22 protein-coding genes, 1 pseudogene and 1 riboswitch are annotated in these 24801 nt (G+C 72.7%); of the genes and pseudogenes, 16 read left to right on the top strand and 7 right to left on the bottom strand.

The features are described from left to right. The first annotated feature begins 159 nt into the window (after positions 1-159). Genes ACIP79_RS08865 through ACIP79_RS08885 form a run of 5 tightly spaced genes read left to right on the top strand, consistent with a single transcriptional unit; the run spans position 160 to position 5600 of the window. A complete protein-coding gene (locus ACIP79_RS08865) occupies positions 160-1479 on the top strand; it encodes an NAD(P)/FAD-dependent oxidoreductase (RefSeq protein WP_401221198.1) in 1320 nt (439 codons plus the stop codon). Further along, positions 1476-2207, top strand: a complete 732-nt coding sequence (locus tag ACIP79_RS08870; RefSeq protein ID WP_401221201.1) for a DUF1365 domain-containing protein — start codon at positions 1476-1478, stop codon at positions 2205-2207. The genes ACIP79_RS08865 and ACIP79_RS08870 overlap by 4 nt, the downstream gene beginning before the upstream one ends. Further along, entirely contained in the window at positions 2204-3487 is a 1284-nt protein-coding gene (locus tag ACIP79_RS08875; protein WP_401221203.1) for a class I SAM-dependent methyltransferase, read from the top strand. The genes ACIP79_RS08870 and ACIP79_RS08875 overlap by 4 nt, the downstream gene beginning before the upstream one ends. After that, positions 3484-4806, top strand: a complete 1323-nt coding sequence (locus tag ACIP79_RS08880; RefSeq protein WP_401221206.1) for a class I SAM-dependent methyltransferase — start codon at positions 3484-3486, stop codon at positions 4804-4806. Before ACIP79_RS08875 ends, ACIP79_RS08880 begins: the two co-directional genes overlap by 4 nt. Beyond that, the gene (locus tag ACIP79_RS08885) at positions 4803-5600 is read left to right on the top strand and encodes a DUF1295 domain-containing protein (RefSeq protein WP_401221209.1); all 798 of its coding nucleotides are present in this window, start codon (positions 4803-4805) and stop codon (positions 5598-5600) included. Before ACIP79_RS08880 ends, ACIP79_RS08885 begins: the two co-directional genes overlap by 4 nt. Before the next feature lie 73 nt (positions 5601-5673). Here the strand turns inward: ACIP79_RS08885 and ACIP79_RS08890 are convergent, their stop codons facing one another. Next, complete coding sequence (locus ACIP79_RS08890; protein WP_401221212.1) at positions 5674-6426, bottom strand: anti-sigma factor domain-containing protein; 753 nt, start codon at positions 6424-6426, stop codon at positions 5674-5676. After that, positions 6423-7007, bottom strand: coding sequence for a sigma-70 family RNA polymerase sigma factor (locus tag ACIP79_RS08895; protein ID WP_401221215.1), 585 nt, complete (start codon positions 7005-7007; stop codon positions 6423-6425). Before ACIP79_RS08895 ends, ACIP79_RS08890 begins: the two co-directional genes overlap by 4 nt. Positions 7008-7251: 244 nt before the next feature. On the opposite strand from ACIP79_RS08895, the gene ACIP79_RS08900 reads away from it, so the two are divergent. Continuing rightward, on the top strand, positions 7252-7920 hold the full coding sequence (locus ACIP79_RS08900) for an alpha/beta hydrolase (protein ID WP_401221219.1): 669 nt from the start codon (positions 7252-7254) through the stop codon (positions 7918-7920). A gap of 755 nt (positions 7921-8675) precedes the next feature. Beyond that, complete coding sequence (locus ACIP79_RS08905; RefSeq protein WP_401221222.1) at positions 8676-9266, top strand: histidine phosphatase family protein; 591 nt, start codon at positions 8676-8678, stop codon at positions 9264-9266. An 83-nt stretch (positions 9267-9349) separates the two neighbouring features. Here the strand turns inward: ACIP79_RS08905 and ACIP79_RS08910 are convergent, their stop codons facing one another. From ACIP79_RS08910 to ACIP79_RS08920, 3 genes are all read right to left on the bottom strand, one after another. Further along, positions 9350-10108 (bottom strand): CbtA family protein, encoded by a 759-nt coding sequence (locus ACIP79_RS08910; RefSeq protein WP_401221224.1) that lies wholly within the window; start codon positions 10106-10108, stop codon positions 9350-9352. A 20-nt stretch (positions 10109-10128) separates the two neighbouring features. Then, positions 10129-10350 (bottom strand): CbtB-domain containing protein, encoded by a 222-nt coding sequence (locus tag ACIP79_RS08915; RefSeq protein WP_383684080.1) that lies wholly within the window; start codon positions 10348-10350, stop codon positions 10129-10131. Positions 10351-10384: 34 nt separating this feature from the next. Further along, positions 10385-10535: riboswitch (cobalamin riboswitch) on the bottom strand. Positions 10536-10631: 96 nt separating this feature from the next. After that, positions 10632-11720, bottom strand: a complete 1089-nt coding sequence (locus ACIP79_RS08920) for an enoyl-CoA hydratase/isomerase family protein (RefSeq protein WP_401221227.1) — start codon at positions 11718-11720, stop codon at positions 10632-10634. A gap of 331 nt (positions 11721-12051) precedes the next feature. Here ACIP79_RS08920 and ACIP79_RS08925 point away from each other — a divergent pair, with 331 nt between their 5' ends. Continuing rightward, positions 12052-13827 (top strand): beta-ketoacyl-[acyl-carrier-protein] synthase family protein, encoded by a 1776-nt coding sequence (locus ACIP79_RS08925; protein ID WP_401221230.1) that lies wholly within the window; start codon positions 12052-12054, stop codon positions 13825-13827. A 125-nt stretch (positions 13828-13952) separates the two neighbouring features. On the opposite strand, the gene ACIP79_RS08930 is transcribed toward ACIP79_RS08925, so the two are convergent. Beyond that, positions 13953-15062: a Ku protein gene (locus ACIP79_RS08930; RefSeq protein ID WP_401221233.1), complete on the bottom strand. Its 1110-nt coding sequence runs from the start codon at positions 15060-15062 to the stop codon at positions 13953-13955. A 100-nt stretch (positions 15063-15162) separates the two neighbouring features. Between ACIP79_RS08930 and ligD the strand changes: the two genes are divergently transcribed. Next, on the top strand, positions 15163-16050 hold the full coding sequence (gene ligD / locus ACIP79_RS08935) for a non-homologous end-joining DNA ligase (protein WP_401221235.1): 888 nt from the start codon (positions 15163-15165) through the stop codon (positions 16048-16050). A gap of 113 nt (positions 16051-16163) precedes the next feature. On the opposite strand, the gene ACIP79_RS08940 is transcribed toward ligD, so the two are convergent. Then, a complete protein-coding gene (locus ACIP79_RS08940) occupies positions 16164-16967 on the bottom strand; it encodes a nuclease-related domain-containing protein (RefSeq protein ID WP_401221238.1) in 804 nt (267 codons plus the stop codon). Positions 16968-17065: 98 nt separating this feature from the next. On the opposite strand from ACIP79_RS08940, the pseudogene ACIP79_RS08945 reads away from it, so the two are divergent. The 7 genes and pseudogenes from ACIP79_RS08945 to ACIP79_RS08975 all read left to right on the top strand — a co-directional run bounded on the left by ACIP79_RS08945 (position 17066) and on the right by ACIP79_RS08975 (position 24674). Next, positions 17066-17574 (top strand): annotated as a pseudogene (locus tag ACIP79_RS08945) (dual specificity protein phosphatase family protein). Positions 17575-17740: 166 nt separating this feature from the next. Beyond that, positions 17741-18529: a hypothetical protein gene (locus tag ACIP79_RS08950; protein WP_401221241.1), complete on the top strand. Its 789-nt coding sequence runs from the start codon at positions 17741-17743 to the stop codon at positions 18527-18529. Continuing rightward, positions 18526-19935 (top strand): ATP-binding protein, encoded by a 1410-nt coding sequence (locus tag ACIP79_RS08955; protein WP_401221243.1) that lies wholly within the window; start codon positions 18526-18528, stop codon positions 19933-19935. Before ACIP79_RS08950 ends, ACIP79_RS08955 begins: the two co-directional genes overlap by 4 nt. Before the next feature lie 110 nt (positions 19936-20045). Next, entirely contained in the window at positions 20046-20513 is a 468-nt protein-coding gene (locus ACIP79_RS08960; protein WP_401221246.1) for an SH3 domain-containing protein, read from the top strand. A gap of 98 nt (positions 20514-20611) precedes the next feature. After that, on the top strand, positions 20612-21988 hold the full coding sequence (locus ACIP79_RS08965; RefSeq protein ID WP_401221249.1) for an FtsW/RodA/SpoVE family cell cycle protein: 1377 nt from the start codon (positions 20612-20614) through the stop codon (positions 21986-21988). Between the two features lie 142 nt (positions 21989-22130). Further along, positions 22131-23588 carry a penicillin-binding transpeptidase domain-containing protein gene (locus ACIP79_RS08970; protein ID WP_401221251.1) on the top strand — a complete coding sequence of 486 codons (1458 nt, stop codon included), beginning with the start codon at positions 22131-22133 and terminating at the stop codon, positions 23586-23588. A 147-nt stretch (positions 23589-23735) separates the two neighbouring features. Next, positions 23736-24674 carry a diiron oxygenase gene (locus ACIP79_RS08975; protein WP_401221254.1) on the top strand — a complete coding sequence of 313 codons (939 nt, stop codon included), beginning with the start codon at positions 23736-23738 and terminating at the stop codon, positions 24672-24674. Positions 24675-24801 lie beyond the last annotated feature (127 nt).

Below are 24801 nucleotides of genomic sequence, written 5' to 3' on the forward strand. Positions count from 1 at the left end.
AGGACCGACGAGGCCCGCGTCGGTGGCAGGGGCCGTGCGGCCTGCGACGAACCCGTCGCCCCCATCGCCAGGAAGATCCCCTCTCGGCCAATCCGCTTCCACCGCCGGCTCCGGAATACCCATGAGGCCCGTGTCCGCGGGCGAGTGGGAGGAGCAGCGATGTCACGCGCGCCAGGGAGTACGTCACCGGAGCGGGAGGAGCCGGCCGCCGGCGGTCACCGCGGGCGGCGTACGGCCGTCGTGGGCAGCGGGGTGGCGGGGCTGACCGCGGCGTACGTGCTCGGCCGCGCGCACCACGTCACCCTCTACGAGGCCGACGAACGGCTCGGCGGACACGCCCACACCCACGAGCTCACCTCGTCGGACGGCCGGACCCGCCGCGTCGACTCGGGCTTCATCGTGCACAACCGGCGTACGTACCCGAACCTGCTGCGGCTCTTCGACGAACTCGGCGTCGCCACGCGGGAGTCGGAGATGAGCATGTCGGTGCGGTGCGAGGGGTGCGGTCTCGAGTACGCCGGGGCGCGTGGCCTGGGCGGGCTGTTCGCGCAGCCGCGCAACGTGCTGCGCGGTGCCTTTCTGCGGATGCTCGCGGAGGTGCCCGCCTTCCATCGCGCGGCCCGTCGGCTGCTCGCCCGGGAGGGCGCGAGCACCGTCACGCTGGGCGAGTTCCTGTTCCGCGAGGGCTTCTCCCCCTACTTCCGCACCCACTTCATGACCCCGCTCGTCTCGGCCGTGTGGTCCTGCGACGCCGGGACCGCCCAGCGCTACCCCGCCGCCTACCTGTTCCGCTTTCTCGACCACCACGGAATGCTCTCCGTGACCGGCTCCCCGGCCTGGCGCACGGTCACGGGCGGTTCGCGCGAGTACGTCGACCTGGTGGCGGGGCGACTGGACTCGGTGCGCCCGGCGACTGCGGTGCGCAGCGTGCTGCGGCACCCGGACGGCGTCGACATCACCACGCGGGACGGCGCCACCGAGTCCTACGACTCCGTCGTCATCGCCACCCACCCCGACCAGGCCCTGGGTCTGCTGGCCGACGCCACCCGGCGGGAGAAGGAGGTGCTCGGCGCGTTCCGCTACTCGCGCAACACCACGCTGCTGCACACCGACACCCGGCTGCTGCCGCGCGCCCGCGGTGCCCGCGCCTCGTGGAACCACCTGATGCCGTCGTGCGCGGCGGACTCCGGCCAGGTGCGGGTCAGTTACGACATGAGCCGGCTCCAGCATCTCGACGCCCCCGAGACGTACGTCGTCACGCTCGGCGGCGAGGACCGGGTCGACCCGGAGCGGGTGCTGGCGCGGATGGTGTACGAACACCCGGTCTACACACCGGAGTCGGTCGCCGCACAGCGCGGGCTGCCCGAACTCAACACCGGCGTAACGGCGTTCGCGGGCGCCTACCACGGCTGGGGCTTCCACGAGGACGGCTGCCGTTCGGGAGTGGAGGCGGCCGCCGCCCTGGGGGTGCGCTGGTGAACACGGCACCCGCCCTGTACGACTGCGCGATAGCCCACGTACGGACCGCGCCCGTCCGGCACGCGTTGCGCCACCGCACGTACATGTGGCTCGTCGACCCCGACGATCCGCCCGAACTCCCTCGTCCGCTGCGGCCGTTGGCGCGCTTCGACGCGCGCGACCACTTCGCCGGTGACCGGCCGACCATCCGGGCGGGGCTCGATGCCTTCCTGGACGCTCACGGCGTACAACTCGACGGCGGCTCCGTGGTGATGCTCACGCACGCGCGCGTCCTCGGGTACGTGTTCAACCCGCTCACCGTCTACTGGTGCCTCGACCGCGACGGCGTCGCACGTCATGTCGTCGCCGAGGTCCACAACACGTACGGCGAACGGCACTGCTACCTGCTCCGCCCGGACGCGGCGGGGACCGCGTACACCGACAAGGCGTTCTACGTCTCGCCGTTCTTCCCCGTCGACGGCCGCTACCGCATGCGGCTGCCCGCGCCCGGCGACCGTCTGGACCTCACCGTGCACCTCGAACGGGAGAACGGCCGGCCCTTCACCGCGACCGTCCGCGGCACCCGGCGGCCCGTCACGGCGGGCGCGCTGGCGCGGCTGGCGCTGCGCCACCCCTGGTCGACCCTCGCCGTGTCCTTGGCCATCCGGATCCACGGAATCCGCCTGTACCTGCGGGGACTTCCCGTCCAGCCCCGCCCCGACCGTCCCACCCCGGAGAACGCGACATGAGAACAGCCGAACCCCGGTCCGCCACCCCCCGGGCGGCGCACGCCGTGGCCGCCGCCGTGGACGCGGCCCGCTGGCCGGACGTGGCCGCGCCGCCGAGGGCCTCCCGCGCCCGGACCGCCGTCACCGCGGCCGTCGTACGCCGCGCCCTTGAGCAACTGCCCCTGCGCGTACGGTTCGCCGACGGCACCTGGACGGGCCGGGGCGGTCCCGTGCTGGACATCCACGACCCGAAGGCGTTCCACGGCCGTATCGGCGCCCAGGGCCTGGTCGGCTTCGGCGAGTCCTACATGGCCGGAGAGTGGGACGCCCCCGATCCGGTCGCCGTCCTCACGGTGCTCGCCGGGAACGCGGCCCGGCTGGTCCCCGCCCCGCTCCAGCGGCTGCGCGGACTGTGGGCGCCGCGCCGGCCGCGCGCCCAGCGCAACACCCCGGACGGCGCCCGGGACAACATCAGCAGCCACTACGACCTGTCCAACGACCTCTTCGCCCTCTTCCTCGACGACACGCTGAGCTACTCGGCGGCGCTCTTCCGTGGTTTCCCCGCCACCTGGGAACTGCTCGCCGCCGCCCAGCACCGGAAGATCGACCGGCTCCTCGACCTCGCCGAAGTCCGGGAGGGAACAAGGGTGTTGGAGATCGGCACCGGCTGGGGCGAACTCGCGATCCGGGCCGCGGCCCGCGGCGCCCGCGTCACCTCGCTCACCCTCTCCGGGGAACAGCGCGACCTCGCCCGCAGGCGCGTGGAGGAGGCCGGTCTCGGCGACCGGGTCCGCATCGACCTGTGCGACTACCGCGAGGCGCGGGGGACGTACGACGCGATCGTGAGCGTGGAGATGGTCGAGGCCGTCGGCGCGGAGTTCTGGCCCGTCTACTTCCGCACCCTCGACGAGCGACTGGCTCCCGGCGGCCGGGCCGCGCTCCAGGCCATCACCATGCCGCACGACCGGATGCTGGCCACCAGGAACACCTTCACCTGGATCCAGAAGTACATCTTCCCGGGCGGTCTGCTGCCCTCCGTCGAGGCCGTGGAACAGACCGTGCGCGAGCACACCGCGCTGACAGTCACCCGGCGGGACCGCTTCGGCGCGCACTACGCCGAGACCCTGCGGCTGTGGCGCGAGCGGTTCACGGAGCGCGCGGACGACGTGGCCGCGCTGGGCTTCGACGACACGTTCCGGCGGATGTGGACGTTCTACCTCGCCTACTCCGAGGCCGGGTTCCGCTCCGGCTATCTCGACGTACAGCAGTACCTGTTGACCAAGGAGGACACCTCCCGATGACCACCGACCGCACCACCACGACCCGTTCGGGCCAGGGGGCCGCCCACCGGCTCGCCGCCCTCGTCGGCACCGCGCTCGGCGGGCCCCTGCCGGTCCGGCTGCGGGCCTGGGACGGCAGCGAGGCTGGACCGGCCGAGGGCCCGGTGGTCGTCGTACGGTCCCGGCGCGCGCTGCGCCGGCTGTTGTGGGAGCCCGGCGAACTGGGCCTGGCGCAGGCGTACGTCACGGGCGAACTCGACGCGGACGGCGACCTCGGCGAGGGGCTGCGCGTCCTGTGGGCCGCGGCGCGGGAACAGCGCTCCGACACTCCGCGGCTCGCGCTCGCCGACAAGGCGCGCGCGCTCGGCACGGCGGTGCGGTTCGGCGCCGCGGGGCCACGGCCGGCGGCGCCCGTCTCCCAGGCGCGGCTGCGCGGCGGCCTGCACAGCAAGGCCAGGGACCGGGCGGCCATCAGCCACCACTACGACCTGTCCAACGCCTTCTACCGGCTGCTCCTCGACGAGACCATGGCCTACTCCTGCGGCTACTGGACGAGCGACAAGCCGGGCTTCACCCCGGCGGACGCCCAGCGCGCCAAGCTGGAGCTGATCTGCCGCAAGCTCGGCCTGGTCCCCGGCGCCCGGCTGCTCGACATCGGCTGCGGCTGGGGCTCCCTCACCCTGTACGCGGCTCAGCGGTACGAGGCGCGGGTCACCGCGGTCACGCTGGCCCGGGAGCAGGCGGCGTACGTCCGTGAACAGGTGCGCGAGCGCGGGCTGGAGAACCGGGTGGAGGTGGTGTGCCAGGACTACCGGGACATCGTGGGCGGTGGCTACGACGCCGTCTCCACCGTCGAGATGGGCGAGCACGTCGGGGACGCGGAGTACCCGGCGTTCGCCGCGTCCCTGCACCGGCTGGTCAGGCCGCGGGGCCGGGTCCTCGTCCAGCAGATGTCGCGCGGGGCGAAGGCGCCCGGCGGCGGGGCGTTCATCGAGGCGTTCATCGCGCCCGACATGCACATGCGGCCGCTCGGCGAGACGGTCGGCTTCCTGGAGGAGGCGGGCCTGGAGGTGCGGTCCGTCGAGTCGCTACGCGAGCACTACGTGCGCACGGTCGGTGCCTGGCACCGCACCCTGGAGGAGCGCTGGGACGACGTCGTGGCGCTGGTCGGTGCGGAAACGGCCCGCGTGTGGCGGCTGTACCTGGTCGGCGGGGCGCTGGCGTTCGAGGAGCGGCGCATGGGTGTGGACCAGATCCTGAGCGTCCGCCCGACGCCCGACGGCGACAGCGGCATGCCTCCGACACCGCAGGACTGGTACCTGGGAGCGGACCGACCGTGAACGGATTCGAGTGGGGCGCCTTCGCGGTGAACCTGGCCTGGGCGGCGGCCGCCGCTCTCGGCGTCATGCTGGTCACCTTCGTGATCGCCGTCCGCAAGGGCCTGCACCGGGTCGTCGACGTCGCCTGGGGTGTCGGGTTCACCGCGGTCGCGGTGGTGACCTGCGTGGCCTCCGCGGGCGGCGGCGACCCGGGCAGGCGGTACCTGGTGACCACGCTGACCGCCGTGTGGGGGCTGCGGCTGGCCGCGCACATCGCCTGGCGCGGACGTGGACACAGCGAGGATCCGCGCTACGAGAAGCTGCTGTCCAAGGCCTCCGGGAACCGGAACCTGTACGCGCTGCGCATGGTGTACCTGCTCCAGGGCGCCCTGGTGTGGCTGGTGTCGCTGCCCGTCCAGGCGGCCCAGTACATCGACGGCCCCCTCTCGGGCCTCGCCGTGGCCGGTACGGCGGTGTGGGCGCTCGGCATGTTCTTCGAGGCGGCGGGTGACGCCCAGCTCGCCCGGTTCAAGAAGGATCCGGCCAACCGCGGGCGGGTCATGGACCGCGGCCTGTGGCGCTGGACACGGCACCCGAACTACTTCGGTGACTTCTGCGTGTGGTGGGGGCTGTTCCTCATCGCCTGCGACTCCCTCGGAGCGGCTGCCGCGGTCGCCCTGTCTCCGGTGGTGATGAGCCTGCTGCTGATGAGGGGCAGTGGGAAGCCGCTCCTCGAACGGCACATGGCGGAGCGGCCCGGCTATGCCGAGTACGTGGCGCGGACCAGCGGTTTCTTTCCGCGCCCGCCGCGCTGAGCGTCGGGGTTCCGCGTGGGGTCCCGCCTCAGCCCTGATGGTCGGGGTCTGAGGAGGCGGGACCCCGGGCTCCTCAGGCGGGGAACTCCATCAGGGCGAGCGGAGCGGATGTGGGCTGGTCCGAGCCGCCCGCAGGTTCCACCGTGATGCCCATGCCCGAGGCGCCGTCGACAGCTCCTTCGAGCAGGACGGTCTGGTCGGTGCGGCCGGGGTTCATCAGGCCGGCGGAGCGCATGGTGCCTCCGTCGTCGAACCACAGCTGGTAGACCTTCCCGCTGGGCGGCGCCGCCATCCCGGAGACGGCGAACACGGCCCGGTCCCGGCTCTCGGAGACCACGACGGTTCCGCTGGTCCCGTCCGCCAGTTCGGCGACCTTGGTCCTGGCGTCCGGCGCGGTCAGTACGGCGGCGATCCGGTCGGTGCCCTGTTCGGCCCGGTCGGCCTGCTCGATGGCGTCCTCGGCACGCTGGTGCTGCCACACCGCGGTACCGCCGAACGCGGCCGCCGCCGCGATACAGGCGGCCAGCGCCCAGCGCGACAGTGCGCGGCCCCGCAGCCCCGATCGGCCGGAACGGGTGACGGCCGGGCCGCCGGGTGTCTCCTGCCGGACGTTGGTGATCCGGTGCAGCACCTGTTCCCGCAGCGCCGGGCGCGGCGTCACGGAGACGGCGAGACCGAGGCGGGCGGCGGTGGCGGAGAGTTCGGCGGTCTCCTGGGCGCAGGACTCGCAGCCCGGGAGGTGCCGCTCGAAGGCCTCGCGCTCCTCGTCGGACAGGGCGTGCAGGGCGTAGGCACCGGTCAGCCGGTGCAGGTCCATGGTGATCACGCGGTCACCCCCAGGCAGTCGCGCAGCCGGATGAGCCCGTCGCGCAGGCGCGTCTTGACGGTGCCCAGCGGAAGCGCCAGGGCCTCCGCCACTTGTCGGTAGGTCAGCCCTCGGTAGTACGCGAGCTGGACGGACTGGCGCTGGATGTCGGTCAGGGTGCGCATACAGCGGCGGACCTGCTCCCGTTCCAGCCGTGCCTCCACCTGCTCGCTCACCTCGTCGTACTCGGGGGTGTGCTCCAGGAGGGCCGCCTTGTGGTCCCGGGCCGCCGCGGCCTCCACCGAGCGCACCCGGTCGACGGCGCGGCGGTGGGCCAGGGTGAGGATCCAGTTGATGACGGTGCCGCGGTCGGGGCGGTACCGGGGGGCGGTGCGCCACACCTCCACCAGGACCTCCTGTGCCACCTCCTCCGACTGCGCCATGTCGCGCAGGACGGCGCGGACGACGCCGAGGACCGGATTGACCACCGCGTCGTAGACCGACGCGAACGCCCCTTCGTCACCCAGGGCGACCTGGCCGACCAGCTCCTGAAGGTCCGGTTCGCTCGAGGGATTTCTGCCGATGTGCACGGCTTCTTTCACGGGGGTCCTCCGTGGTTGGGACATCTCCGGACGTAATCCGATCCTGAGGAGGCCACGGATTGGTCCCGGCGCCGATGAAAACGCAGGTGGCGCCGGATGGCACGGGCAGGGCACGGGCAGTATGGCCGAGGGTGGGCGGCATCGTCCTCCGCCGCGACCAAGCCGCCGGGCGTTCGGCGACGAATCACCGGAGAACAGCTGATGTTCTCGGTGACCACGACCCGACGGTACGCGAGGAGCACGCATGGCAGGGCACGAGCGGCATCCCGCCTCCGAGGCGGCGGGCACTCTGGTGCCGCGCCGGGTCCCGCGCGACGGGACCAAGGCCGCCGTGCTGTTCCTGCACGGCGGCAGGGCGGACGGCCTGGCCCCGTCGCGGCCCTGGCACCTGGCGGCGCTGCGGATGCGGCCCTTCGTGGGGGCGGTCGCCGCAGCGGTGCCGGAGGACTCCGTCCTGCTGGCCGAGGTGCGTTACCGGCTGCGTGGCTGGAACGGCGGCGCGGCCGACCCCTTGCGGGACACCCGGCAGGCGCTGAGGGAACTCGACCGGCTGGCCGGAGACGTCCCGGTCGTCCTGGTGGGCCACTCGATGGGCGGCCGGGCGGCCCTGCGCGCCGCCGCCGAGCCGCGGGTCCGCGCCGTGCTGGCCCTCGCGCCCTGGATTCCGGACGGCGAACCGGTGACCCAGCTGCGGGACAAGGACCTCCTCGCCCTGCACGGGGACCGGGACCGGGTGACCGACCCGCGGGCGTCCGTGTCGTTCGTCCACCGGGCCCAGGAGGCGGGCGCGCGGGCCGACGTCGTCCTGATCCCGGGCGGCGACCACGCCATGCTCCGCCGCGGCCCCGCCTGGCACCGCACGGCGGGCTCGGCCGTCGCCGGGTTCCTGCGGACCGGATGCCCGACGACGTGACCTGGACTCCGCGGGGCCGGGACCGACGGGGTGGCGGGCGCGCGTTCGCCGGGCCGGCGTCTGTCGGTCCCGCGTTCGCCGGGCCCACGTTCGCCGGTCCCGCGTCTGCCGGGCCCACGTTCGCCGGTCCCGCGCTCGCCGGTCCCACGTTCGCCGGGCCCGCGTCTGCCGGGCCCACGTTCGCCGAGCCCGCGTTCGCCGGTCTCACGTTCGCCGGGCCCACGTTCGCCGAGCCCGCGTTCGCCGGTCCCACGTTCGCCGGGCCCACGTTCGCCGAGCCCGCGTTCGCCGGTCCCACGTTCGCCGAGCCCGCGTCCCAACTCGCTTGATCCGTACGGTGCGGGGGCTCGGCCCGGTGAGCCCGGCGGCCCCCGTGAACCCGGTGGACCCGGCGGGTGCGGTGGACCCGGCGGACCCGGGGACCCGGGGACCCGACGGACCCGGCAGACCCGGCAGACCCGGGGACCCGGGGACCCGACGGACCCGACGGACCCGACGGGCCTGGTGAACCCGGCGCACCCCGTGAACCCGGTGGACCCGCTGAGCCCGGCGGATGCTAGGTTCGCGCCCGGTCCACGGCGCTCATCCCCGACGTCCGCCCCCGGCACCGGTCCCGCCCCCTCCGCCGACCTCCCCCCGAGCGGTGTACGTCCGTGCCGTGGCCGTGGGAGACCCGGACCCGTGACGTCAGGACCGCGGCAACGGGACCGGCCGTGACATCAGGACCCCGTGACATCAGCAGGAGGAGCCCTCACGTGACCAGCCGTGTCATCTTCATCTCGCCCGCGTCGAGCCGGGCGTTGCGGCAGGCCCGCTTCGACGACGGTGACTCGATCGACGACGCGGGGGCGGCCCGCGCCCGCGCGGCGGCCGGCTCGCTGCCGAGGGCCGTCCGGGTCGTCGCCTCGCCCAGCGTGCGGTGCCGCGAGACGGCCGCGGCGCTCGGTCTCCGTGCCGAGGAAGCACCGGGGCCGGCCGCTCTGGACGCGGGCCGCTGGCGTGGCCGTACGCTCGACGAGGTCGGCGCCGCCGAGCCGGAGGCGGTGGGCCGCTGGCTCGCCGACACCGGCTCTGCGCCGCACGGCGGGGAGTCCGTCCAGGATGTGTGCGCCCGGGTCGGGGCGTGGCTGGACGCCGCGGCGGACACGGACGGCCGTACGCTCGCCGTGGTCGAACCGGAGGTCGTCCGGGCAGCCGTCGTCCACGCGCTCGGCCTGCCCACCGAGGCGTTCTGGCGGCTGGACGTGCCACCGCTGACGGCGACGGAGCTCAGCGGACGCGCGGGCCGCTGGAACCTGCGGCTGGGACGGGTGCTGGACGAGCGGGAGCCCGACCCGGACAACTGAGCGGCGCCGGCCGACGGCACCGCGAACACGAGTGAGGGCCCCCGGAGACGTCCGGGGGCCCTCACTCGTGACGTGGATCGGGTCTAGTGGGGCGCGGCGACAGGCCGGCCCGCGGTGACCGTAGCCGGCCTGGGGTTCAGCAGCCGCTCGGCCAACTCGCCGAAGACGAGGCCGAATCCGCCCCACAGGGTGATCTGCATGGCCACCGCGGAGACGCGGAACCGCCACAGCACGGCGGCCGGGAAGTCGGCGGGCACCTCGTTGATGGCGGGCAGGAACGCGTACGCGAGCCCGATCACGAGGGCGAAGGCGGCCACCGCGGCGACGGTGGCGTGCCAGGTGCCCAGTCTGGGCGCGAGCCGCTTGCCCAGGATGGTGGCGGCGACCGCCAACAGGACGCCGAGCACCATCATCAGGAAGTACAGCGTGGTGCGCTTGGCGATGGTGCCGTGGTCGCCGACCGCCGGCGGATTGGCCGGGTACTTCAGGAACGGCACGACGTAGACGGTGAGCAGCGCGCAGCCGGACAGCAGCAGCGCGGTCGCCCGCGGGCTGAAGCGGCCCACGCGGCCGAGCGCGAAGCAGAAGGCGAGTGCCGCGATGCCGCCGAAGGCGACGCCGTAGATCAGGACGCCGGTGGCCAGACCGGCGGTGGACTGGAGGCTGCGGGAGACGAGTTCGACCTCGTGCACGTGGCCCGCGGCGTGCGACTCCTCGAAGCCGATCGCGCTGTCGACGCTCGGCTCACCGAGGAAGTAGGCGACGATCAGGGCGAGCACGCCGGCGCCGAGGCCGGCGAGCATGCCCCGCACGAGGAGGTTTCTTACCGTTGCGGAGTTCATGGGGTGCGCCGCGTCCTTCGTCAGTGGCAGGGGAAGCCGAGAAGGTGGCGGGCGTCGTGCACCCATTCATGGACTCCCTCGCCGGAGACGACGGAGGTGGCGCCCTGTTCGGCGCCGACGAAGTACAGCAGGACCAGCATCAGGACGCCGAAGAACACGGCCCAGGGAGCGATGTCCCTGAGCGGCAGTTTGGCCGGTACGACGGGAGTGGTGGGTGTCGGCTGGGCGACATGCTGCGCCATGGCAGGGCCTCCTCGGGAGTTCGCGTCCCATCTCGGTGGTGCACTGGACGACGGCTACGGGTCTGACTTGCCCCCCTCTCGCATAAGGGGTGGCTCACAGTGGCGCGACCGTGCCGGGTTCCCACCGGCTTCCGTTCTGCCGTCGTCGATATCGCACCGACGGTACCGCCTGGCGGGTACATGGCCAAGACCGCGCCACCTGGCGTGATCCATCACTCCCGGGCCCGGTGACCCGGCACACTCCGCCGGGCGGCCTTCGGCCGGAAGGCCCACCAGGGCGTCTACGGCGCGAACTCGGTTCCGCCGAGCCCGAGTTCGCGCGCGCCGAGCGGGACGAAGAAGCGGGCGACGTCCGCGTCGGTGACCTCGCCGAGCGTGGCCGGTGACCAGCGGGGGTCCCGGTCCTTGTCGATGACCTGGGCGCGGATGCCCTCCACCAGGTCGGGTGCGGTGAGGGCCGCGCAGGAGACGCGGTACTCCTGGTCGAGGGTCTGCTCCAGCGAACCGAGGTGCCGGGCGCGCCGCAGGGCGGCCAGGGTGACCTTGAGGGCGGTGGGCGACTTCGCGAGCAGTGTCCCGGCGGCTTCCTTGGCCGCCCGGTCACCGTCGGCGAGCAGCCGGTCGACGATCTCCTCGACGGTGTCGGCGGCGTAGCAGGAGTCGATCCAGGGCCGCCACGCGGCGAGTTCACCGGGCGGCGCCTGACGTGCGTACCGGTCCAGGACCTCCCGTACCGGCGCGTGGGCGAGTTCCGCCGTCAGCTTCGGCAGGGACTCGGACGGTACGAAGTGGTCGGCGAGGCCGCAGAGTTGGGCGTCGGCGGCGCCCACGACGGCTCCGGTCAGCGCCAGATGGGTGCCGAGTTCACCCGGCGCGCGGGACAGCAGGCGGGTGCCGCCGACGTCCGGCACGAAGCCGATGCCGGTCTCCGGCATGGCGACCCGCGAGCGCTCGGTGACGATCCGGACCCCGGCGTGCGCGGAGACGCCGACGCCGCCGCCCATCACGATGCCGTCCATCACGGCGACGTACGGCTTGGGGTAGCGGGCGATGCGGGCGTTGAGCCGGTACTCGTCGCGCCAGAAGGCGGCGGAGGCCGTGCCGTCGCCGTCGCGGGCGTCGCCGTGGATGGCGCGGATGTCGCCGCCCGCGCACAGGCCGCGCTCCCCTGCGCCGGTGAGGACGACGGTCTCGACGGCCGGGTCGTGCTCCCAGGCTGTGAGTGCCTCGTCGATGCGGCGGACCATGGGGTGGGTGAGGGCGTTGAGCGCCCTGGGCCGGTTGAGGGTGAGGTGGGCGGCGCGTCCCTCGGTGCGTACAAGCACCGCTTCCTCGGGCTGCCGAAGAAGCGGGCTCTCGTTGCTGGTCATCCGAACGCCTCCGTCAGGCCGCGGGCCACGGTGACTCGCGGGATCTCGTTGGTGGCTTCCATGATCCCGTGACCCCGCCGGTCCCGGACGACCGACCTTCCCGATGCCGTGACGCGCGCCACTCTCCGCCGCGCGCGCCGAAAACCCCGCGTTCCAGGGCCGGTTGGCGAGCCGACGCAAGGAAACCCAGGAGAGATACCCCGGAGAAGCGCCGCCGCAATTCGGTGACATTGCGCACATTAGTGGTGGATGCACCTAGGCAAGCGGTTCTTTCTCCTTGACAGTTGGGCGGGATATTTCCCATCCAATCGGCACAGAAAGTCCCGCTCCCATGCGCAGTTCTTCCGACGTCCCCGTGCAGCCCCACGCCGTCACCGTCGCCGAAGTGATACCCGGTGACCTTCTCGCGCTGTCGGAGAAGGACGTGGCGGCCGACAGGTGGTACGTGGTGATGCACACCCTGCCGGAGAACCCGCGGACCATCCGGCTGGTCCTGCGACCGCCTCTCGGCGGCAGTGATCACGAACGGGTGTTTCCCAGGAACCACCGGGTGACGGTGGGGAGTCGGCGCGTCGACGTCGCCGGGGTTCCCGAGATCGACCCGGCGGATCTGGAGTCGGTCGAGTTCAGGGACGGCGATCGGATCACCTCGCTGCGTGCCGTCGACCCCGAGGCCGTCGAGGACACCTACAGCCGCCGGTGGGGGCGGTGGTACCGGGATCTGGAGAGCCGGAGCGAGGAGCCCGAGCCGGACTCGGAACTGCGGGAACGCCTGGCGCGTGAGGTCGCCGAGGGGCATGTCGTACGCCATCATCCGCGCCCTCGTGCGAGCGCGGACGCCGCTGCCGCGGGACCCCGGCGGGTCGTGGTCACCGGGCTCGGAGCCGTGACACCGCTCGGCGTCGGGGTGCCCGAGCTCTGGCAGGGGTTGGTCGAAGGGCGGTGCGGGATAAGGGAGTTGGCGGGCGAGGAGTTCGCCGGGCTGCCGGTGCGGCTCGCGGGGTCCGTTCCCGTGGATCCCGCGGAGCTGCTGCCCCGGCCGCAGGCCCGGCGGATGAACCGCGCCGCGCAGTTCGCGGTGATCGCGGCGCGCGAGGCCTGGCGGGACGGAGGGCTGGACGACGCGGGGACGGTCGAGAGCGGGCTCGAACCCGAGCGGGTCGGGGTCAGCGTCGGCGCCATCCTCGGCGACGCCTCCGTGCTCGTCGGCGGTGACCGGCGGCTGAGGGACAAGGGGCCGCGTGCCGTGTCGCCGCTCACCACACCGATGACCGTGCCCTCACAGGCCGCCTCCCAGGTGTCGCTCGCGCTGCGGATCACCGGCGAGGCCCGCACCGTGAGCAGCGCCTGCGCCTCCGGGACCGAGGCCATCGGGCAGGCCGTCGACCGTATCCGGTACGGGCATGTCGACGTCGCCCTCGCCGGTGGCGCGGAGGCCGTGGTCACCCCCGCGATCATGGCCTCGTTCGCCGCGATGCGCGCCCTGTCCACCCATGAGCTGGGAGCCGACGGCTCGGCCAGTCCCTCCCGGCCGTTCGCCCGCGACCGCGACGGATTCGTGAACGGGGAGGGCGCCGGTTTCCTGCTCCTGGAGGCCGAGGAACACGCGCGGGCCCGTGGCGCGCGGATCTACTGCGAGGCCGCCGGATGGGGACTGTCCGCCGACGCCCACCACATGGCCGCACCCGATCCCTCGGGCAGCGGGGTCGCGCTCGCGATGCGGCGGGCCGTGCGGGACGCCCGCGCCCATGTCGTGGACGTCATCCACGTCAACGCCCACGCCACCGCCACCACCGACGGCGACCTCGCCGAGGCGGGTGCCCTGCGGGCCGTGCTCGGCGAGGGCGTGCCGGTGACCGCGCTCAAGGGCCACCTCGGTCACCTCCAGGGCGCCGCGGGCGGGGTGGAGGCCGTCGCCGCCGTGCTCACGCTCCACCACGGCGTCATCCCGCCCACCATCGGCTGCGAGGACCAGGACGAGGCCATCGAACTGGACGTGGTGACCAAGATCCCGCGTCCACTGCCCGCCCCCGGCGATCTCGCCCTGAGTAATTCGTTCGGATTCGGCGGCCACAACGCGGTGCTGGCACTTCGGCGCCTGGGCTGATCCGGGACTGGCTGATCCGGGGCCGGCTGAGCCTGGGCTGATCCGGGCCCGGCGGACATCCGCCCGCCGTCGGGGCGGCTCAGGGGGACGTGTGGGTGTGGCTTAGGCGGACGCCCGGGGACGACTCAGGCGGACGCGCGCTTTCGGGGTGCCGCCTTCTTCGCCGCGGCGGCGCCCTTCCCCGTGGTCTTCTTCGCCGCGGTCTTCTTTCCGGCGGCCTGTTCGGTCGACTTGGCGGTCGACTTGGCGCTCGACTTGGCAGTCGTCGCGGCGGTCGTCCGCTTCGCCGCCGAAGTCTTGGCCGTGGCCTTTTTCGCCGGGGTCTTCCTGGCGGCCGTCTTCTTCGCCGTCGACTTCTTTCCGCCGACCTCCTTGGGAGCCGTACGGGACGGAAGCCGCTTCACCTCGGCGGCATCGCCGGACTCCTCCTCCCCGCCTTCGTCCTCACCCCGGGATTCCTTGGCCGCGCGCACGCTCTTCTCCAAGGCGGCCATCAGGTCGAGCACCTTTCCGCCGCTCTTCTCACCGGCGGGAACGGCGGGAGCCTCCACACCGGAGGCCTTGGCGGTGACGAGCTCCTCCACGGCCTCACGGTAGTCGTCGTGCAGGTCGGTGAGTTCGACCTCGCCGAGGGTGTCCATCAGGGCGTCGGCCAGGTCCAGTTCCTTGTCACGGACGGTGACGCCGCTGTCCGGGGCGACGTCCTGCGGCGCGCGGATCTCGTCCGGCCAGAGCAGGCCGTGCATGGCGATGACGTCGTCGACGACCCGGAGCATGCCCAGCCGCTCCCGGCCCCGCAGGGCGAACTTCGCGATGGCGACCTTCTGGCTGCGTTTCAGCGCCTCGCGCAGCAGGGTGTACGGCTTGGCGGCGGGGACGCCGTTCGCGGAGAGGTAGTACGCCGTGTCCATCTGGAGCGGGTCGATCCGGTCGGCCGGCACGAAGGCCACGATCTCGATCGTCTTGGCGGTCGGGATGGGCAGCTGGGCCAGGTCCTCGTCCGTGATCGGGATCAGCGTGCCGTCGGCGTCCTCGTAGGCCTTGCCGATCTCTCCGCCGGTGACCTCGCGGTCCTCCGCCTCGCAGAACTTGCGATAGCGGATGCGGCCGCCGTCCTCCAGGTGGATCTGGCGGAAGGAGATCGAGTGGCTCTCCGTGGCGTTCACCAGCTTGATCGGGATGCTGACCAGGCCGAAGGAGATGGCGCCGTTCCAGATGGATCGCACGTGCAGCACCTTTCCGTCCGCGACGGCTTCTGTTCGTCATCGACTGCTTGCTATTGGATGTTCGGCACTGAATGTTCTGTATCAGCCGATTTCGTGGGATTCTCATCGTATGACGCCGATCACCGAGGTGGAGGGGCGAAGGCTCGCGCTCAGCAATCTGGAGAAGGTCCTCTATCCGGCGACCGGCTTCACCAAGGGCGAGCTGCTGCACTACTACGCGACCGCCGCCGACGTCCTGCTGCCGCACCTCCGGGACCGGCCGATGTCCTTCCTGCGCTACCCGGACGGGCCCGACGGCCAGGTGTTCTTCGCCAAGAACGTGCCGCCGGGTACGCCCGACTGGGTCACCACCGCCGAGGTTCCCCGGTCCGAGGGGCCGGCCCGGATGGTGCTGGTCCAGGATCTGCCGACCCTGATGTGGGCGGCGAACCTGGTCACCGAGTTCCACACGCCCCAGTGGGTCGTCGAGGCGCCCGGGGAGGCAGACCGGCTGGTCCTCGACCTCGACCCCGGGGCGCCCGCGACCGTCGTCGAGTGCTGCGAGGTGGCGCTTTGGCTCCGCGCGCGGCTGGCGGCGGACGGCATCGAGGCGTACGCGAAGACGTCCGGGTCCAAGGGGCTGCACCTGCTGGCCGGGCTTGAGCCGACGCCCTCCGGGCGGGTGACGGAGTACGCCAAGGAGCTGGCCGTGGCGGCGGAGAAGGAGCTGCCGCGGCTGGTGGTGCACCGGATGACGCGGAACCTGCGGGCGGGGAAGGTGTTCGTCGACTGGAGCCAGAACGCCGCGCGGAAGACCACGGCTGCCCCCTACACGCTTCGGGCGCGGGCGGAGCCGATGGTGTCGGCGCCTGTCACCTGGGAGGAGGTGGCGGAGTGCCGGGTCGCGGCCCGGCTGGTCTTCCGGGCTCCGGACATCGCGCCTCGGCTGGAGTCGTACGGGGATCTGCTCGCGCCGCTGCTCGACGGGGGGCGCGCCGGGGTTCTGCCGGCTCCGTGAGTCTTTTTCGCCCCCTCCGCCCCTTCCCGTCCCGTTTCTGGGGGCTGCGCCCCCAGACCCCCCTGTCGCGCTTCGCGCTCGTCCTCAAACGCCGGACGGGCTGAAAAGGGAAGTCAGAGGCGTGTCCAGGTGCGGCGGTCGCGTGCCATCGCGTGGAGGGCCTCTACGTCCGCCGGTTTCAGTACGCCGCCGAGGCGTGCCAGGCCCGCGAGTTCGGTGTCCCTGAGTACCCGGGCCTCGCGGAGGGGGACCACGACCTGGAGGTCGGCGGGGCCCGCCACGGCAAGCACGGGGCGGACCTCGGCCGTCAGGGCGTACGAGGCCCGGTCGGCGTCCGCGCGGACGCGCCGGAGCAGGGGCTGCGGCTCGCGGCGGCCGAGGGTGACCATCGGGTCGGCGACGCGGACCCGCTGCTTACGGGCGTACAGGGCGCGCACGGAGAAGAGGCCGCCGGGGCCGATGACCACGTGGTGGAGGCGGTCGCCGCCGGGGAGCGGGATCGAGTGCAGGGTGTGCCAGCCCGCGCCCTCCAGGTGGTCGAGGGCCTCGCCGACCGTCTGCTCGGCGGCGAGCGCGCGGCGCCGCGGGTCGGGGCGCAGCCGGTGGGCGGGCCCGGGATCGCGGTCGAGGGCGATCACCAGTGCCTCGCCGGGACGGTTCGGCGCCAGGTCGTCGTCGGGATGGAGGGTGAGTCGGGCCAGCTCCGCCGGGGTGGGCACCGGTGGCGGCCCGACCGTCACCGGGCCGGTCAGGAACGGGCCGAGCGCGTCGAGCACGTCGGCTCTGCTGTCCTCGCTGAGCAGGTTGACCCTGGCCGACTCCCGGTCGTACCAGGCGACGTTCCTCCCGTCGGTCCGACAGACGTACAGCCGCTCCTGGCCGTGCCGCCAGGTCGGTATGACGCGCAGTCCGTTCATGCACCATCACCCCACGACCATGGGAACAGGCGGGGTGCTCCAGGGGCAAGAACCCGGTTACCTTTGTGAGCAGTTGGGGGAGTTGGTGGGAGGCGCCGTTGCGGACCCGCGGAAGACCGTCGGATGTTCCGGCCCCGGACAGCCCGTGGAGTGAGATCGTGCCCGGTCTGTGGATGGGCGGACACACGTTCGCGGGACGCGCCGGGGACGCCGAGTCCGCCGTCGTGGGCGACGAGTTCGACCTGGTCCTGTCCCTGCTGCGGCTGCCGGGGCACGGTCCCGCCCCGGGGTCGAACACCATGTGTGGCCGGTCCCCGACGGGCCCCTCGACGGTACGCAGCTGGCGGGCGTCATCCGTCTCGCGCAGGCCGCCGACGACGCCCTGGAGGACGGTCGCCGGGTCCTGGTCCGCTGCTTCCACGGCTACAACCGTTCCGGGCTCGTGGTCGGGCACGCGCTGATGCGCGCGGGGCACACGGCGGACGAGGCGATACGGCTGATGCGGAGCCGGCGCTCGCCGTGGGCGCTGCACAACGAACTGTTCGTGGCGTACCTGCGGGCCGGTCTCACCACGGCCAGGCTCCTGGAGGAGCTGGCGGAGCCGTGAGTCGGGAGCGGCGGGCACTGCGGGCGCGGCGGGCGCTGCCGACGGGTCCGGTCGGTGCGTAGAGCCGACGGGTCCGGTCGGTGCATAAAAAGGACTTGCCTACGAATAATGCGAATAAGGTGTGCGGGGCCGACTTCCAGCCCTTCGTCCCCCTCGCAGGAGCGCAGTGATCCAGCACCGCCGCGCAGGCACGTTCCGCCGCGTACCCAGGGCGTTCGCCCTGCTCGCCGCGGTTCCGTTGGTCGCGCTGGCCGGCTGCGGGGACCCGGGTGATCTGCGCGGGGCGGGCGGGACGCCGACCGCCGTGGGCCCGTCCCGGCTGTGGCCCACGCTGGCGCCCGCCACGACGCCCGCGCTCGACTACGGCGAGGCGGACACCGAGGTCGTCGAGGGTGTCGGGGCCGCGCACGACGACATCCGCCGGGTGGATCCGGTCGCGGCACTCCGTGCCCAGGTCGCCGCCCATCCGGACGAGTACACCGGCGAGGACGCGGACTACCCGGAGACCGCCGAGCGCCTCGACGCCTGCACCGGGTCGAGCTCGCCGGGCGCTTCGCGGGGCAAGGGCTGCCCGGTCCTCCAGTCGTACTACCGCGATCTCACCGGCGACGGCAGGGACGACCTGGTGCTGGGCTTCACGCTGCCCGGGGACCAGTTGGCCGTGCGGGTCTACACCTTCGAGAAGCACCGGCTGGTCCAGGTCATGGACACCACGGACGCCGTGATCGGCGTCGAGTTCGCGGGCAGCGAGCTGATCATCCGGGCCGCGTCCAAGCTGCCCGGCTACGAGTACCGCACGGTCTGGGCCTGGGACACGCACCAGCACGCGATGCTGGCCACGCGCGACGAGATCCTGCGGGTGGGCGACGGCGCCACCACCCCGTCCGGGTCGCCCGCCCCCAGGCCGAGCGCCTCCCCGAGCGACTCGCCGACCGCCTCCCCGAGCGCCGAATGAGAGGGCCCCGGGTCCTTGGGCGCCTCCCCGGCTGGACCTCCACCCTCACCTGGAAGGCCGCCGCCTTCATCACGGTGATGTGCTGCGGCCTCGCCGCCCTCCTGGGCATCCTCGTGCACGTCTCGGTGACCGACCAGACCGTCGGCGAGGCGCGCGCCCGCGCACTCGACCGGCTCACCGAGGTGACCAGGGCGTACGAGGCCGGGGACCGGCTTCCGGCGGACGCGGGCGTCGGTCTCCCGGGGCTGCCGAGGCAGTTGGCCGAACTGGCGGCGGACGGGCGGCGCGGCACCATGGTCGGCGACGACCAGGACCGGCGCCCCACGATGTGGGCGGCCGGACCGGCCGACGGCGGGCGCGCGCTCGCCGTCAGGTTCGACTACTCGCAGGGCGCCCACGCCATCCGGGCGCTGGACCGCGCGATCGTCTGGTCGTCGGCGCTGGCGATCGGGGCGACGCTGCTGGTGGGCGCGTTCGCGGTGTCCCGGGTGACCCGCCGGCTGCACGCGACGGCACGGGTGGCCCGGCGGATCAGCGCGGGCGACCTGGACGCGCGCGTCAACGATCCCCGTACGGCCCCGGATCCCCGTACCGCCGCGGACCCCCGGACGGCCGACGGCCCCCGCGACCCGCGGACCCCCGCACGCCGCCAGGACGAGGTGGCCGCCGTCGCCGCGGCCCTGGACAGCATGGCGTCCTCGTTGCAGGCCAAGCTGCTGAGCGAGCAGCGGTTCACCGCGGACGTGGCGCACGAGTTGCGTACGCCGCTGACCGGGCTGCACGCGGCGGCCGAACTGCTGCCGCCCGGACGCCCGACCGAGCTGGTCCGCGACCGGGTGGCCGCGCTGCGCACGCTCACCGAGGACCTGCTGGAGATCTCCCGGCTGGACGCGCGGCGCGAGCGCGTCGAGCTGGACTCGGAGCCGCTGGTTCCGCTGGCCGAGCGGGTGGTGCGGGCATCGGGGACCGAGACCGAGGTGCGGGCCGTACGGGACGGGCGCGTGGAGACCGACCGGCGCAGGCTGGAGCGGGTGCTCGGGAATCTGGTCGCCAACGCGCACAAGCACGGGCGGGGGCCTGTGGTGATGACGGTCGACGGGCCGGTCGTCACCGTGCGGGACCACGGCGACGGCTACCCGGACTACCTCGTGGAGCACGGGCCGCAGCGGTTCCGCACGGAGGGCGGCGCGACGGGGCACGGGCTCGGGCTGACCATCGCGCTCGGCCAGGCGGAGGTGCTGGGCGCGCGGCTGACGTTCGCCAACGCCCCCGACGGCGGGGCCACCGCGACACTGACGCTCCCTCAGTCCCCCCAGTCCCTCCAGGACCCGCAGTCCCCGCAGTCCCCGCGCCGCTCACGGCCTCCTCACTCCGATGGCCCCGAAGAGGCGCACCGAAAGCCCTGAGGGGTCCGGGCTCCTCGTATCCCCGATGGCTCAGTGCGACCTGCGCGCACCCCGACTCACTCCTAATGTGGCGATTAGTCAGCTTCGCCCCCCTTTCTGGAGGAGCCCTCATGTCCCCCAAGCCTCTGCGGTCGACGTACACCCGCCTCGCCATAACCCTCGCCGCCGGCAGCCTCATCGCCCTCGCCGGCGCCACCCCCGCACTCGCCGACGAGGACTGGGACCCCGGGAGCGGCGACAGCCGCGAGTGGGAGGGCGACCCCGGCAGGGGCGACGGCCAAGACGGGGAGGGCGGCCGGGACAACGACGGCCGCGACTGGGGCAACGGCCGCGACAACCCCCGCCTCTACAAGGGCCGCGTCACCGCCCGCGGCGGCCTGGCCCTGCGCACCGCCCCGACCCGCGGCAGCCAGGTGATCCGCGTCGCGCGGTACGGCGAGGTCGTCCACATCTTCTGCAAGACCTCGGGCCAGAACGTCGACGGCAACCCCCTGTGGTACCAGCTCACCGACGGCACCTGGGCCTGGGGCGCGGCGCGCTACATCGACAACATCGGCACGGCCCCCCGCTGGTGCTGAACCCGCACCGGGCACGCGCGGCCCGTAAGGTACACCGGAACAGCCCGTTTACCACCACATAACGGGACATCAGGGTCGCCGCTTGCTACGTTCCGGACATGATCCAGCCCGGAATGTCCGGAACGAAGGTGGCAGCGGACCTGCCCGCCCCCGCCGTACGCCTGCCCCGGCGCCGTGGCATCGAGTTCACCCTCATCGTCGTCGCCGTCCTGCTCTGCGTGTACGGCTACTGCGCCGTCGGTGTCGCGAAGAACGGCACCGTCCCGCCCGGCGCCGCCGGTTACGGCGCCGGGCTCGGCGTGCTCGCGCTGCTGGCCCATTTCGCGGTGCGCCTCCGGGCGCCGTACGCCGATCCGCTGCTGCTGCCCATCGCCGTGCTCCTCAACGGCCTCGGGCTGGTGCTGATCTACCGGCTGGACCTGGAGACCCCGCGCGACCAGGCGGCCCCCACCCAGCTCGTCTGGTCGACCCTCGGCGTCGCGCTGTTCATCACGGTCGTCCTGCTCCTGCGCGACCACCGCGTCCTCCAGCGCTACACGTACGTCTCCGTCGTCACCGCGCTCGCGCTGCTGACCCTGCCGATCTTCTTCCCGGCCGTGAACGGCGCCCGCATCTGGATCCGGATCGCCGGATTCTCCATCCAGCCGGGCGAGTTCGCGAAGGTGCTGCTCGCGCTCTTCTTCGCCGGCTATCTGGCCGCCAACCGCAACGCCCTCGCCTACACCGGCCGGCAGATCTGGCGGTTCAAGAGACTCCAGCTCCCCACCGGCCGCGTCCTCGGGCCGATCGTCGCGATCTGGCTGCTGAGCGTGGGCGTGCTGGTGCTTGAACGGGACCTGGGGACCTCGCTCCTCTTCTTCGGCCTGTTCGTGATCCTGCTGTACGTCGCCACCGGCCGCACCGGCTGGATCGCGGTGGGCCTGCTGCTCGCCTGCGTGGGCGCGGTGGCCGTCGGCTGGCTCGAACCGCACGTCCACAGCCGGGTGCAGGACTGGATGCACCCCTTCGCCTCGATCGAGGCGGGCCAGGGACCCAACCAACTCGCCCAGTCCCTCTTCGCGTTCGCCGCCGGCGGGATGCTCGGCACCGGGCTCGGGCTCGGCCACTCCATCCTCATCGGCTTCGCCGCCAAGTCGGACTTCATCCTGGCGACGGCGGGCGAGGAGCTCGGCCTGGTCGGCCTCTCCGCGATCTTCCTGCTGTACGCCCTGCTCGTCGAACGCGGCTACCGCGCCGGCCTCTCGCTGCGCGACCCCTTCGGGCGGCTCCTCGCGATCGGGCTCGCCTCGATCGTGGCGCTCCAGGTCTTCGTCATCGCGGGCGGCGTGACCGGGCTGATCCCCCTCACCGGCATGGCGATGCCGTTCCTCGCCCAGGGCGGCTCCTCGGTCGTCACCAACTGGATCATCGTGGCGCTGCTGATCCGGATCAGCGACTCGGCGCGGAGTCAGTACGACGGGACGGCGGCGCCGTGAGCCGCGGGACGTGTTTTCGGGTGCATCTGGTTCTTCGGGTTCCTCTTCGGGTGCGTCTGGTTCTTCGGGTCCCGCTTCGGGTTCCTCTTCGGGTGTCTGTCCGCGTGCGCCCTCGTGTGCGCCTTCTGGAGGTCGTCGCGTCGTGACGCGCTACATCCGCAGAGCCGCCGCCCTGTGCGCGGTGCTCCTCGTCGCCCTGCTCGTCAACGCCACCCGCGTCCAGGTCTTCCAGGCCCGGTCGTACGACGAGAACCCCGCCAACCGCCGCCAGCCGATCGCCCGTTACGCCCAGCCACGCGGTGACGTCGTCGTCGACGGCCGGACGGTCACCGGTTCCAGGGACAGCGGGGAGCAGCTCCGCTACGAACGGACGTACCGGAACGGCCCGTTGTACGCGCCCGTCACCGGCTTCGCCTCCCAGGTGTACGGGACCGCCTTCCTGGAAAGGGCCGAGGACGGCATCCTCTCCGGCAGTGACCCGATGCTCTCTACGCTCCCCCTGTGGAACGACCTCACGCGCTCCCAGAACCCCGGCGGCAAGGTCGTCACCACCCTCGACCCGGCCGCACAGCAAGCGGCGTACGAAGGGCTCGGCTCGCGGCGGGGCGCGGTGGCCGCGATCGAGCCGTCCACCGGGAAGATCCTCGCGCTGGTCTCGACCCCCTCCTACGACCCCGGGGTGCTCTCCGGCAACGGGCCGGCGGTGAAGGAGGCCTGGGCGCGGCTCAACGGGGACGAGAGCAAGCCGATGCTGAACCGGGCGATCCGGAAGACCTATCCGCCGGGGTCGACGTTCAAGGTGGTGACGGCCGCGGCGGCGCTGGAGGCGGGCGTGGTCACCGATGTCGACCGGCCGACCGACTCCCCCGACCCGTACACGCTGCCCGGGACGACGTCCCGGCTCACGAACGAGGTCGAGGGCTGCGAGAACGCCTCGCTCCGGTACGCCTTCGAGTGGTCCTGCAACACCGTCTTCGCGAAACTGGGCGTGGATGTGGGGCTGCGCGACATGACGCGCACCGCGGCGAACTTTGGCTTCAACGACCGGAAACTGCGGATTCCGCTCGCCGTCGCGCCGAGCAACTTCGACCTTCGGCTGGACACCCCTCAGCTGGCGCTGTCCTCCATCGGGCAGTTCGACACCCGGGCCACGCCCCTGCAGATGGCGATGATCTCGGCGGCCGTGGCGGGCGGCGGATCGGTCAAGGCGCCCTACCTCGTGGCGAAGACGACGACCCGCGGCGGCGCCACGGTGTCCACCAGCGGTCCCAAGACCCTGCACCAGGCGATGAATCCGTCGACCGCGCTGCGGATGCGCGAGCTGATGACGGACGTGGTGGAGGAGGGCACGGGCGCGAACGCCGCCATTCCCGGTGCCACCGTCGGCGGCAAGACCGGCACCGCCCAGCACGGCATCGGCAACTCCGGCACGCCGTACGCCTGGTTCATCTCCTGGGCCGAGGCCGACGACGCCGTCGGGTCGGCGGTGGCCGTCGCGGTCGTGGTCGAGGACGCGGCGGCTGAGCGGGGGGAGATCAGCGGGGGCGGGGACGCGGCGCCCATCGCCAAGGCGGTGATGGAGGCGGCGCTGGGGTTGTGATCCCGGGGGTCCCGGAGACCTGTCGTCAACAAGTCGTGCGGGAGGGATTGACTCGCTTGCTGACGAGCAGTCTCATAAGGGGTGACCGGTGGTAACACGCGGCGTCCCGGCCGGCTCGGAGGGACCCGCGGATCCCGTACGACCTGGATGGGGACAGCGATGACCGTGACCGAAGCCGAGGTGCTGCGCGACGCGCTCGGTCTGCTCAAGGACCGGGAGCAGGTGGCCGAGCGGTTGCTCGACTCCTCGGCCAAGCACTCCTTCGACCCGGACAAGGAGCTGGACTGGGACGCGCCGTTCGAGGACGGCAAGTGGTTCTGGCCGCCGGAGCTGGTGTCGCTGTACGACACCCCGCTGTGGCGACGGATGAGCGAGGAGCAGCGGATCGCCCTGTCGCAGCACGAGGCCGCGGCGCTGGCTTCGCTGGGCATCTGGTTCGAGTTGATCCTGATGCAGCTGCTGGTGCGGCACATCTACGACAAGGCGGCGACGAGTGCGCATGTGCGGTACGCGCTGACCGAGATCGAGGACGAGTGCCGGCACTCGAAGATGTTCGCGCGGCTGATCACGCGGGGCGGGACGCCGTACTACCCGGTGAGCCGGATGCACTCGAACCTCGGGCGGCTGTTCAAGACCATCTCCACCACTCCCGGGTCCTTCACCGCGACGCTGCTCGGGGAGGAGATCCTCGACTGGATGCAGCGGCTGACGTTTCCGGACGAGCGGGTGCAGACGCTCGTCCGGGGTGTGACGCGGATCCACGTCGTGGAGGAGGCTCGGCACGTGCGGTACGCGCGGGAGGAGCTGCGGCGGCAGATGGTGACGGCGCCGCGGTGGTCGCAGGAGTTCACCCGGGTGACGTCGGGGGAGTTCGCCCGCGTCTTCTCCGTCGCGTTCGTCAATCCCGATGTGTACGAGAACGTCGGGCTCGACCGGCGGGAGGCTCTCGCCCAGGTGAAGGCGAGCGGGCATCGGCGGGAAGTGATGCAGACCGGGGCTGGGCGGTTGACGGAGTTCCTGGACGACATCGGGGTGTTGCGGGGGGCCGGGCGGCGGTTGTGGAAGGCGTCGGGGTTGCTGGCGTGAGCTGATCTGCTCGCTGGTGCGGGCGTCGTCGCCGGGGTGGGGGGTGGGTCGGGGGCGCGCCCGGACAAACCCCCCCCACCCCAACGATAAGCGGTGGGGTTAAGGGGGGGGTTTTTTATTTATACCT

The organism is Streptomyces sp. NPDC088747 (genome assembly GCF_044751025.1).
Lineage (GTDB): Bacteria > Actinomycetota > Actinomycetes > Streptomycetales > Streptomycetaceae > Streptomyces.

Excerpts from the sequence above, each read along its gene's own strand:
- ACIP79_RS08865 (WP_401221198.1), top strand. The coding sequence starts at position 160 with ATGTCACGCGCGCCAGGGAGTACGTCACCGGAGCGGGAGGAGCCGGCC.
- ACIP79_RS08875 (WP_401221203.1), top strand. The coding sequence starts at position 2,204 with ATGAGAACAGCCGAACCCCGGTCCGCCACCCCCCGGGCGGCGCACGCC.
- ACIP79_RS08880 (WP_401221206.1), top strand. The coding sequence starts at position 3,484 with ATGACCACCGACCGCACCACCACGACCCGTTCGGGCCAGGGGGCCGCC.
- ACIP79_RS08900 (WP_401221219.1), top strand. The coding sequence starts at position 7,252 with ATGGCAGGGCACGAGCGGCATCCCGCCTCCGAGGCGGCGGGCACTCTG.
- ACIP79_RS08910 (WP_401221224.1), bottom strand. The coding sequence starts at position 10,108 with ATGAACTCCGCAACGGTAAGAAACCTCCTCGTGCGGGGCATGCTCGCC.
- ACIP79_RS08915 (WP_383684080.1), bottom strand. The coding sequence starts at position 10,350 with ATGGCGCAGCATGTCGCCCAGCCGACACCCACCACTCCCGTCGTACCG.
- ACIP79_RS08920 (WP_401221227.1), bottom strand. The coding sequence starts at position 11,720 with ATGACCAGCAACGAGAGCCCGCTTCTTCGGCAGCCCGAGGAAGCGGTG.
- ACIP79_RS08925 (WP_401221230.1), top strand. The coding sequence starts at position 12,052 with ATGCGCAGTTCTTCCGACGTCCCCGTGCAGCCCCACGCCGTCACCGTC.
- ligD (WP_401221235.1), top strand. The coding sequence starts at position 15,163 with ATGACGCCGATCACCGAGGTGGAGGGGCGAAGGCTCGCGCTCAGCAAT.
- ACIP79_RS08940 (WP_401221238.1), bottom strand. The coding sequence starts at position 16,967 with ATGAACGGACTGCGCGTCATACCGACCTGGCGGCACGGCCAGGAGCGG.
- ACIP79_RS08955 (WP_401221243.1), top strand. The coding sequence starts at position 18,526 with ATGAGAGGGCCCCGGGTCCTTGGGCGCCTCCCCGGCTGGACCTCCACC.
- ACIP79_RS08960 (WP_401221246.1), top strand. The coding sequence starts at position 20,046 with ATGTCCCCCAAGCCTCTGCGGTCGACGTACACCCGCCTCGCCATAACC.
- ACIP79_RS08965 (WP_401221249.1), top strand. The coding sequence starts at position 20,612 with ATGATCCAGCCCGGAATGTCCGGAACGAAGGTGGCAGCGGACCTGCCC.
- ACIP79_RS08975 (WP_401221254.1), top strand. The coding sequence starts at position 23,736 with ATGGGGACAGCGATGACCGTGACCGAAGCCGAGGTGCTGCGCGACGCG.